General features: G+C 60.7%; 9 protein-coding genes. 4 read left to right on the top strand and 5 right to left on the bottom strand.

Translation table 11 applies throughout. The features are described from left to right. Positions 1-176: 176 nt before the first annotated feature. Entirely contained in the window at positions 177-905 is a 729-nt protein-coding gene (locus tag PMI09_RS29350; protein WP_007802920.1) for an esterase family protein, read from the bottom strand. Continuing rightward, positions 902-1,867, bottom strand: coding sequence for an acetylxylan esterase (locus tag PMI09_RS29345; protein ID WP_007802917.1), 966 nt, complete (start codon positions 1,865-1,867; stop codon positions 902-904). The genes PMI09_RS29350 and PMI09_RS29345 overlap by 4 nt, the downstream gene beginning before the upstream one ends. A gap of 167 nt (positions 1,868-2,034) precedes the next feature. Between PMI09_RS29345 and PMI09_RS29340 the strand changes: the two genes are divergently transcribed. The 3 genes from PMI09_RS29340 to PMI09_RS29330 all read left to right on the top strand — a co-directional run bounded on the left by PMI09_RS29340 (position 2,035) and on the right by PMI09_RS29330 (position 6,367). Then, on the top strand, positions 2,035-3,408 hold the full coding sequence (locus PMI09_RS29340) for a GH1 family beta-glucosidase (RefSeq protein WP_007802915.1): 1,374 nt from the start codon (positions 2,035-2,037) through the stop codon (positions 3,406-3,408). A gap of 43 nt (positions 3,409-3,451) precedes the next feature. Then, positions 3,452-4,000 (top strand): NADPH-dependent FMN reductase, encoded by a 549-nt coding sequence (locus PMI09_RS29335; RefSeq protein WP_007802913.1) that lies wholly within the window; start codon positions 3,452-3,454, stop codon positions 3,998-4,000. Between the two features lie 156 nt (positions 4,001-4,156). Further along, positions 4,157-6,367 (top strand): bifunctional diguanylate cyclase/phosphodiesterase, encoded by a 2,211-nt coding sequence (locus PMI09_RS29330; protein ID WP_007802911.1) that lies wholly within the window; start codon positions 4,157-4,159, stop codon positions 6,365-6,367. On the opposite strand, the gene trhO is transcribed toward PMI09_RS29330, so the two are convergent. From trhO to PMI09_RS29315, 3 genes are read right to left on the bottom strand one after another with little or no spacing between them, the layout of a single operon-like run. Further along, the gene (trhO, locus tag PMI09_RS29325) at positions 6,368-7,309 is read right to left on the bottom strand and encodes an oxygen-dependent tRNA uridine(34) hydroxylase TrhO (protein ID WP_007802910.1); all 942 of its coding nucleotides are present in this window, start codon (positions 7,307-7,309) and stop codon (positions 6,368-6,370) included. 46 nt (positions 7,310-7,355) lie between these two features. Next, positions 7,356-8,264 carry a CHAD domain-containing protein gene (locus PMI09_RS29320; RefSeq protein ID WP_007802907.1) on the bottom strand — a complete coding sequence of 303 codons (909 nt, stop codon included), beginning with the start codon at positions 8,262-8,264 and terminating at the stop codon, positions 7,356-7,358. Next, the gene (locus PMI09_RS29315) at positions 8,242-8,730 is read right to left on the bottom strand and encodes a CYTH domain-containing protein (protein WP_007802905.1); all 489 of its coding nucleotides are present in this window, start codon (positions 8,728-8,730) and stop codon (positions 8,242-8,244) included. Before PMI09_RS29315 ends, PMI09_RS29320 begins: the two co-directional genes overlap by 23 nt. A gap of 155 nt (positions 8,731-8,885) precedes the next feature. Here PMI09_RS29315 and PMI09_RS29310 point away from each other — a divergent pair, with 155 nt between their 5' ends. Further along, a complete protein-coding gene (locus PMI09_RS29310; protein WP_007802903.1) occupies positions 8,886-9,524 on the top strand; it encodes a 2-dehydro-3-deoxy-phosphogluconate aldolase in 639 nt (212 codons plus the stop codon). Positions 9,525-9,605: the final 81 nt, after the last annotated feature.

The raw sequence follows: 9,605 nt of genomic DNA, 5'->3' as shown, positions 1-9,605 counted from the left end.
CGACGAACCATCTCGACATCGATTCCATCGCCGCCGTGGAGGCGGGTCTGCAAGCCTATGACGGTGCGCTGCTTGTCGTCAGTCACGACGAGGTGTTTCTGGAGAATATCGACATATCTCGGCGGTTTCAGCTTCCGCTTGGCGAAGAGGTTCTCCTCTAGGCGCTGAGTGCGGTGTCAAATATAGAGGCCCGCCATCTTGCGCCAGGCCCCTGCCCGGTGAGCACGGCCTTCCCAGACATGGAGCTGATGGCCGACCTGCTTTTCCGCAAGCAGACGGCTGAGGTGATAGTTGTTGTCCAGGAAAGGGTCGGCGTCACCGATGGTCAGGACAATCTCGACCTCGCGCAGCTTCGCCAGCTGCCGGCCGCCATGGAGCCCCGGCAGGAAGTGCGTCGGCGTGTGGAAATAGACCGCATCATCGTAATAGCCGTCAAACAGATCGCCGAAGGATTCGACCCTTATCGTCAGGTCGTAGCGGCCGGAAAAGGCGACGAGCTTGCGGAACAGGAGCGGATGCCGAAAGACGAGGCTCGCGGCCTGGAAAGCGCCGAGGCTGCAGCCATGCACGATGGTGCATTCATGTCCGTTCTTCGACGCCATGAGCGGCAGGACTTCATTCAGGATATACTCTTCGAAGGCCGTGTGGCGACGGATGCGTTCGGCCGGATGCCGGTCGAAGCCGTAGAAGGTCTCTGCGGCCAGCCCCTCGATGCAATAGAGTTGCAGTTGGCCGGCTTGCAGCTTGTCGGCAAGGCTTTCAACAAGACCGAGCCTCTCATATTCCCAGAAACGTCCCTCGCGCGTCGGAAACATCAGCACCTTGGCGCCGGCATGGCCGAACACCAGTAGCTCCATCTCGCGATGCAGGCGCGGACTATGCCAGCGCAAATATTCCCGGTTCATAACACCTTGAAAAAATCTCGGACTTTCTCACGCAGAATCGCGTTCTGCTCGGTGCTTCCAGGATAATCGAAGTGTCCAGCATCCAATATGAAGGTTTCATTATACTTTGATGTCGGCAGGGCGTTGGCCACCGCGTACTGGCAGGGCGGTGCGACGGCGGGGTCGAAGAGGGCGACGGCTGCCAGCATCGGCACCTTGATCCGGCTTGCGGCAGTTGCCGCGTCGAACATGCGCAGGGTCTTAAGCACGCTTCCATGAGTCTTCTGATAGGTCTGCACGGAAAAGGCGCTGCCGACGGTCGGCAGGGTCAGCCATTGCTCCCGGTCGCCGAAGGTTGGGACGACGAGGTGGCCGCGGCTGATGCGCGGATCGAATGGGATCGCCAGTGCACCGATGCCGCCGCCGAAGCTGATGCCGCTGTAACCGATGTGACCGGCAAGCCACGGATAGAGTGTCAGGAGCGTTGAAACGGCAAGCCAGAGATCATCGACACAGCCACCGATGATGTAGGTGTCCGGACGGTCTATGCCCTGCAGGACGTGGCCAGACGCATCAAGCGGGATTGGCGGGCGGGCGCTAAGCGACAGGCCGCGGGAGCAGGGGAAGAGAATGGCCGCCTCCTCGACCGGCAGGTCGAAATCCGGCGCGTCGCGACCGCCGTAGCCGTGGCCCACCACCAGCCCGCGGCGCACCGGCCGTTCGCGCGGCAAAAGCAACCAGCCGCCGATCTCGAAGCCACCGGTGGAGGTGTAGGCGATGTCGACAACCTGCCAGTCAGGATGCGTCAGCTTGCTCTTTCTGAGCACCGGCTGCGGGTCGGTAGCGATCGCCTTTTCGTATCGGGCCTGCCAGAACCCGTCGAAGCCCGGCGGCGCCTCCGGCGGGACGATTGCCTTTAAGTCGGCAAGCGTCATGCCGTAGGTGGGGTCGAAGGTGAAAGGATGTGTCGCGGGAATGCTCATGAGAGGGTTGTTTCGCGAAAAGACGTGTAATGCAAGGCAGTGGCATCGGCAGCACGCGGAACGGCGGCAAGGGCGCGACTGAAACGTTACAGCGCTGTCATTTCCACCCTGTACAACGCCCGCTCGCTTGGCTAAACCGCCCTCGAAACCAAAAGAATGGGATTTCCATGATCGATCCGAAGACCCTTGCTGCCTGCTTCCCGGGCGATTTCACCTTTGGCGTTGCGACGGCAGCGTTCCAGATCGAGGGCGCTTCCAAGGCAGACGGCCGCAAGCCTTCCATCTGGGACGCCTTCTGCAACATGCCGGGCCGCGTCTTCAACCGCGACAACGGCGATGTCGCCTGCGATCATTACAATCGGCTCGATCAGGATCTCGATCTCATCAAGTCCATGGGCGTCGAAGCCTATCGCTTCTCGATCGCCTGGCCACGCATCATCCCTGACGGCACCGGTCCGGTGAACGAGGCGGGGCTCGATTTCTACGATCGTCTCGTCGATGGCTGCAAGGCGCGCGGCATCAAGACCTTCGCAACGCTCTACCATTGGGATCTGCCGCTGCTTCTCGCCGGCGACGGCGGCTGGACGGCGCGCTCGACGGCCTACGCGTTCCAGCGCTACGCCAAGACCGTGATGGCCCGCCTTGGCGACCGCCTCGACAGCGTCGCGACCTTCAACGAGCCGTGGTGCATCGTCTGGCTCAGCCACCTCTACGGCATTCATGCGCCGGGCGAGCGCAACATGCAAGCCGCGCTCCACGCCATGCACCATATGAACCTCGCGCATGGCCTCGGCGTCGAGGCGATCCGGGCCGAGGCGCCGAACGTGCCGGTCGGGCTCGTACTCAATGCGATGTCCGTCATGCCGGGCTCTGACAGCGCAGCCGACAAGGCGGCGGGCGAACGCGCGCACCAGTTCCATAACGGCGCCTTCTTCGATCCGGTCTTCATGGGCGAATATCCGAAAGAGTTCCTGGAAGCGCTCGGCGACCGCATGCCGGTCGTGCAAGAGGGCGACCTCAGGATCATCAATCAGAAGCTCGACTGGTGGGGTCTCAACTACTACACGCCGCTACGCGTTGCCGACGATCCTGATAAGAACGGCGACTTCCCCTGGACGGTCGAGGCGCCGCGCGCCAGCGACGTGAAGACCGATATCGGCTGGGAAGTCTACGCGCCCGGCCTGAAGAACGTCGTCGAGGATCTCTATCGCCGCTACGAGCTGCCGGAGTGCTACATCACGGAGAACGGCGCCTGCTACGACATGGGCGTCGTCAACGGTGAGGTCGATGACCAGCCGCGCCTCGACTACTATAGCGAGCACCTCGATGTCGTCGCCGACCTGATCAAGGACGGCTATCCGATGCGCGGCTACTTCGCCTGGAGTCTGATGGACAATTTCGAGTGGGCAGAGGGTTATCGCATGCGCTTCGGTCTCGTGCATGTCGACTATGACACCCAGGTCCGCACCGTGAAGAAGAGTGGCAAGTGGTACAGCGAACTTGCCGCACAGTTCCCGAAGGGCAACCACAAGAGCAGCTGACGAGCGCATGGCGCGAATCGGCGCCGTGGCTTAAACCGGGCGCATGGAAAAGCCGCTCTTCCTTTATGCGCTCTGCGGCAGCCAGCGAAAGGCTTCGACCAATCGCCGGCTGCTCGAAGCGCTGCGCGACAATGCGCCGGCAGGCGTTTCGATTGAGATCAGCGAGCTCATCGGCGAGCTGCCGATCTTCAACCCTGATCGCGAGGGCGAGAACACGCCTGTCGTTGTTGAAGAATTCGCGACCAAGGTCCGTGCGTGCGATGGCATCGTCATCGCCTGCCCGGAATATGCCCATGGCCTGCCGGGCGGACTGAAGAACGCGCTGGATTGGCTGGTCTCCCGCGACGAGGTGCCGTTCAAGCCCGCGATGATCGCGCATGCCTCGCATCGCGGCGATTTCGCGCTGGACCAACTGACCGAGGTCGTGAAGACAATGTCGTTTCGGCTTGTCGACGAGGCCTTTCTACCGATCTCGTTGCTCGGCAAATCGGAGGACGTACAGGCCGCCGTCCTCGCCGAGAGCGTCCAAAGCGGTCTTCTTGTATCAGCGCTTGTAAAATTCTGCGCTGCAATCAATCGCGCCGGGATCTAGCTTGTTTTCTCAAGCTTTTGAAACTATTGATAAAATATACGCGTGTCTGCGTTATTCGCACGCTTTTGCCAAATCGTAGACGATTAATCGTTATATCGCCCTTTAACCGTTTTTTGAGCCATTCGCTGGCAGACTTCCTTGATCGGGGAGCAGTGAATGCGGGCAATTTTCGAGGGCAGCAGAAAAATTTCGGGCATCGGTCGTCATGCGACCGTTGCCGGCGTGCTTTTTTCTTTTGCCATTGTCGTCGCGATTGTCACGGTCATGGTGCTCAGCGCGCTTGAACGCGTTGCGGAGCGATCGAATGTGCTGGACGACGAGCGTTCGTGGGAAACCATATCCGGCGCACTGAAGACCTTCGAGATGCAGTTGGGCGCGACGCTCAACGACTACGCGGCCTGGGACGATGCCGCGGTGAACGTCTATACGGCCGATGGTATGGCCTGGACGATCAGCAACTACGGCGAAATGTCGGTCAACAGCTCCCTCTTCGACATGGCGATCGTCATCGATGATGAGAAGAAACCGATCATGGCGTATCGGGAAGGCAAGCCGATGGACGGCTCGCTGGACGAATTCTTCTCCCCATCGCTCTGGATGCTTTTCAACAAGGCAAAGGCTGCGGGGCCACAGGACAATCCGGAAGCGACGGGCTTCATTGGCACCAAGGCCGGTATCGCGGCAGTCGGTGTGGCGCTCGTTCGCGAGAAATCCGGTGCGCTTGACGTGCCGGCCGGAAAACATCGCTACCTCATATTCGCGCGGCACCTTAGTGCCGACAAGGTCGCCGAGCTTGGTGCGACTTATGTTATCGGTGGGTTGAAACTGGTCGCTCCGAACTTCGAAGCCCCCTATTCGGTGACAATCTCGGACGCGCAATCGGTTGCCCTTGGAAAGCTTATCTGGATGTCGCGGGCTCCCGGCGATATCGGCTATGGCGAAGTTCGTCCAATGGTCGTCGAGGCGCTCGGGCTTGTCGGCCTGTTCTTCGTCGTTCTGCTCATCATCGGCTGGCTGGCGCTGCGGCGCCTCAAGGCGGAAGAAATCAATGCCCGCGAGGAAGCCAATCGTGATCGGTTGAGTGGCCTGCTGAACCGCGACGGGCTTGGAACGGCAATCGACGCCTTCGTTGACGAGGCGGCACAGACACGTCGCAACGTGCTTATCCTCTATCTCGATCTCGATGGCTTCAAGGAAGTCAACGACGCTTATGGCCATGGCACCGGCGACCAGCTGATCCGCGCGGTCGCCGCTGGCCTTAACGTGCTCATTCCGGAGAACGCCGTTCTCGCCCGTATCGGCGGCGATGAGTTTGCCATTGCTTTCGTTTCCGAGAGCGAACAGGCGGTTGCCCTGCAGCTTTCCGAGCAGATACTGGATTTCCTGGCGGAGCCGCTGGAGATCGGTCGACGCGTCGTCGTCATCGGCGCGAGCATCGGTATCGCGATGTCGGAAGGTGGCACGATCGACCGTGAAGAGCTGGTGCGCCGGGCCGACCTTGCCATGTATAAGGCCAAGGAAGCTGGCCGTGCACGCATGACACTTTACGACCCTGCCATGGACGCCGATCGCGAAGAGCGCAATGCGCTGGAACTCGATTTGCGGATGGCGATCGAAGGCGGCGACTTGCAGATCGCCTATCAGCCGCTGATCGATGCGGCGACCCATGAAATGACCGGCGTCGAGGCATTGGTGCGGTGGAACCGACCGGGTCACGGACCGGTCTCGCCTGAGGTCTTCATTCCTGTCGCGGAAACCAGCGGGCTTATCGAGGCGCTAGGGCTTTTCGTGCTGCGCAAGGCCTGCGAAACCGCCAAGCAGTGGCCGGAACTGCGTATCTCGGTCAACGTTTCTCCGGGGCAATTCCGCAACCCCGCCTTTGCCGACTATGTCCGCTACGTCTTGAAGCAGACAGAGATCGAGGCCAAGCGGGTGACGCTCGAAGTCACCGAAGGCTATATGATCCAGAACCCGCAGCGCACACGCCAAGCGATCGAGCGGCTGAAGGCGTTGGGTGTCAAAATTGCGCTTGATGACTTCGGTTCGGGCTTCTCGTCCATCGGTTATCTGCGCCAGTTCGGTTTTGACCGGATCAAGATCGACCGCTCGCTGGTCATGGATATCCTGGAAAGCGACAGCCAGCGCGAAATGCTGCAGGCGACAGTGGCGCTGGCCCGCTCGCTCGATATACCGGTCACGGCCGAGGGTATTGAGACCGAGGAGCAGGGCATTGCAGTGCGGCTCTTCGGCTGCGACACGTTGCAAGGCTACTTCTTTGGCCGGCCGATGCCGGCCGATCAGATCACCGAGCGGCTGATGCAGGCCCGCGCGGCGAAGGTCACAACGCGCCGCACCAATGCAGCCTGATCAGGTTCCGATGTGCTTCTGACCGCGCTTCTTGGCAAGCGCGATCTGATGCTGTCTTTGGCGGTAGCGCAGGCGGTCGTCCTCACTGCGCGTGCTGTAACAGTTGCTGCAGGAGACGCCTTCCTCGTAGTGGGGTGAAGTAGTCTCTTCAGTAGTGATCGGATTGCGGCAGGCGTGGCAAAGCTTGTGCTCGCCCTCCTTCAGCCCGTGCTCGACCGACACGCGCTCGTCGAAGACGAAGCAGGCGCCGTCCCAGAGGCTTTCTTCCTGCGGGATTTCCTCGAGATATTTCAGGATACCGCCCTTGAGGTGGTAGACCTCGTCGAAGCCCCGTTCCTTCATGAAGGCGGTGGCCTTCTCGCAGCGGATGCCGCCGGTGCAATACATGGCAATCCTCGGCTTGTTGTGGAGGCCTGTATTGTTGCGCACCCAGTCTGGAAACTCGCGGAAGGTCTTGGTCTGCGGATCAAGCGCGCCGCGAAAAATGCCGATCGCCGTCTCGTAATCGTTGCGCGTGTCGATGACGATGGTATCCGGATCGGAGATCAGCGCATTCCAGTCCTGCGGTGCCACGTAGGTACCGACCACCTTGTTGGGGTCGATGTTCTCGACGCCCATGGTGACGATCTCTTTCTTGAGCTTCACCTTCATGCGCAGGAAGGGCATCTTCGATGCGCGGCTCTCCTTGTGCTCGAGAGCGGCAAATTCCGGCTGCGCACGCAGATAGGCGAGCACTGTCTTGATACCCGCGTCCGGTCCGGCGATCGTGCCGTTGATCCCTTCATGCGCCAGAAGCAGCGTCCCCTTCACGCCGTTTTCTTCGCAAAGCGCCTGCAGCGGCTCGCGCAAGCTTTCAAAGCGCGGCACGGAAACGAAATGATAAAGTGCCGCGACGAGGAAGGGGCTCGCCGCTGCCGTCGATTGGGTCAGCGTGTCTGTCATGCGGCTGCAAATACAGCTTTCGGGCCGTCTGCGCAATTGGGGCGTTTCAGCTCACCTGAGCTCGCCAGAGCAATTCGATCCGGTCCGCTTCCTCCTGCGGATCATCGGCGAAGACGTCCTCTGCCCGTTCCAGTGCCGCATGTCGGTCCTCCTGCTGGCGGAAGATGATCGCATCGAGCAGGCGCGCGAGATCGTCGGCATTGGGAAAATGTTGCGGCTCGGCCTCCACCAATGCGCAGAGCACGTCGAGGTCATGGATATGACCGAGCAGATCGATCAGGCTGCTCGTCACCTCGTATTTCGCCTTCATCGCTGCCGGCCAAAGCGGCCGAAGCAGCCGATGGTATGCCCGGTAGTCCTGTGCCCGCTTGCGCAATGTGTGAAAGGCTTCCGCTGAGGCCTCGGCCTGGCAATGCTCGATGGCTTTCCTCGCCTTCAGCGTTGTCTTGCGCCAGCCCTTGGCGACAAGCTGTGCATTCCGACGCGGGCCGCCGTTGAAGTGGACCTCTTCCAGCGCTGCAATGGCGTCCCTCAGCACCTCCGGCGCTTTAGTGAGCTTCCTGTCGATATCCACCTCGGCGTCGGCCATGTGGTCGCGCCGGCTTTCCAGTGCTGCGACAATGCGGCCAAGTGCTTTCGCCTCTCCTGTGTTGCGGGCGTTTTTCTTCAGGTAGGCGGCGGTCTCGATCAGCGCTGTCGCATCTCGGATCGCCGAAAGAGACATCGCTACATCACGAAGCCGGGCGTTCTCGTGTTCGCGAAACTCCGAGACTTCGCTGGCCACCAGGCGATAAAGGGAGCGCACACGCTTCAGGTTTTTGCGAAAAGCGTGGATCGCCTCGTGCTTGCCCTCTGGTCTTTCTTCAAGCGTACGGATCGCATGAGAAAGCTGGCCGCCAGCGGCCTTCCTGAACTCTGCGGTGAAACTGTGGTCAGGCCGTATGCGAAAGGGCATGCCGATCGTGCTCGTATTCAGTGGCAAGCGCCTGGTTTGAATAGCGGAAATCTCCTGTCACCTCGCGGCCGATCCATGAAGGCAGCGCGGGGTTGTCGCTCTCCGAGCGCATCTCCACTTCGGCGATCACCAAGCCACGGTGCTGTCCGGCAAACACGTCAACCTCCCAGACAAAACCGCCGTGGGGGACGCGATAACGGGTTTTCTCGATGATGATGCCGATCGCGTCGTCAAGCAACTGTTCGGCGTCGGCGACGGGGATATCGTATTCGAATTCCTCGCGGGTCATCGCGCTGCGGCCGATCTTGACCGTCAACCGTGCCTTCGCGTTGTCGAGCACGCGCACGCGCACGGACCGATCATCCATCGAGGCGATATAGCCTTGTTTTAAAAGGGATTTCGTCTCCGCTCCAGAGCGCCAGGCATCGCTGTGCACCAGAAACTTCCGCTCGATTTCTTTCGCCATTCCCGGTGAACCTTGTGTGACGATTTTATTACGCTAGCCTAATTTTATCGCCATGGGTACCCATTCTATTCCAAAGAAGGGTTTCGGCTCGACAAAGCTTACCCTTGGGGTTATTTCGGTCCCGAATTCAATCGGTTCAAAAGGATCACGCGGCCATGGGCGAGAAGACAGAAAAGCTCCTTTCCATCCTGAAACTCCAGCCTGTTGTCCCGGTCCTGATCGTCGACGACGTCAAGTCCGCCGTTTTGCTGGCGCGTGCCCTTGTCGCAGGCGGTCTGAAGGCAATCGAGATCACCATGCGCACGTCGGCCGCACTCGATGCCGTCCGCGCCGTTGCCGACGAGGTCGAAGGCGCCGAGGTCGGAGCCGGCACCATCCTCAATGCCGCTCATTGGGACGCCGCGGTCGCTGCCGGCTCGAAGTTCATCGTCAGCCCCGGCGCGACGCAGGAACTGCTCGATGCCGCAAGCGCTTCGTCCGTTCCCCTGTTGCCGGGTGCTGCGACCGCCAGCGAAGTCATGGCGCTGCGCGAAGAAGGCTATCAGGTCCTGAAGTTCTTCCCGGCAGAGCAGGCCGGTGGCGCCGCCTATCTCAAGGCGCTGTCCTCGCCGCTCGCCGGCACCGTTTTCTGCCCGACGGGCGGCATCTCGCTGAAGAACGCGATGGACTACCTGTCGCTGCCGAACGTCATCTGCGTCGGCGGCTCCTGGGTTGCGCCGAAGGAACTGATCGCCGCTGGCGATTGGGCCGGCATCACCAAGCTCGCGTCGGAAGCGGCAGCGTTGAAGGGCTGATTTCGGAGAAAACTGCGTTCAATGCAGGCGGATGCTCCGCCTGCATTTGGTATTTTCGCTGCCGATACCTATCTCCCCTCT

Source organism: Rhizobium sp. CF122 (assembly GCF_000282035.1).
GTDB lineage: Bacteria > Pseudomonadota > Alphaproteobacteria > Rhizobiales > Rhizobiaceae > Rhizobium.
Note: the sequence above shows the minus strand (reverse complement) of the source record. Positions and strands in the feature narration are given on the sequence as shown.

Coding starts and splice junctions, on each gene's coding strand:
- PMI09_RS29340 (WP_007802915.1), top strand. CDS start 2,035: ATGATCGATCCGAAGACCCTTGCTGCCTGCTTCCCGGGCGATTTCACC.
- PMI09_RS29320 (WP_007802907.1), bottom strand. CDS start 8,264: ATGCCCTTTCGCATACGGCCTGACCACAGTTTCACCGCAGAGTTCAGG.
- PMI09_RS29345 (WP_007802917.1), bottom strand. CDS start 1,867: ATGAGCATTCCCGCGACACATCCTTTCACCTTCGACCCCACCTACGGC.
- trhO (WP_007802910.1), bottom strand. CDS start 7,309: ATGACAGACACGCTGACCCAATCGACGGCAGCGGCGAGCCCCTTCCTC.
- PMI09_RS29335 (WP_007802913.1), top strand. CDS start 3,452: ATGGAAAAGCCGCTCTTCCTTTATGCGCTCTGCGGCAGCCAGCGAAAG.
- PMI09_RS29310 (WP_007802903.1), top strand. CDS start 8,886: ATGGGCGAGAAGACAGAAAAGCTCCTTTCCATCCTGAAACTCCAGCCT.
- PMI09_RS29350 (WP_007802920.1), bottom strand. CDS start 905: ATGAACCGGGAATATTTGCGCTGGCATAGTCCGCGCCTGCATCGCGAG.
- PMI09_RS29330 (WP_007802911.1), top strand. CDS start 4,157: ATGCGGGCAATTTTCGAGGGCAGCAGAAAAATTTCGGGCATCGGTCGT.
- PMI09_RS29315 (WP_007802905.1), bottom strand. CDS start 8,730: ATGGCGAAAGAAATCGAGCGGAAGTTTCTGGTGCACAGCGATGCCTGG.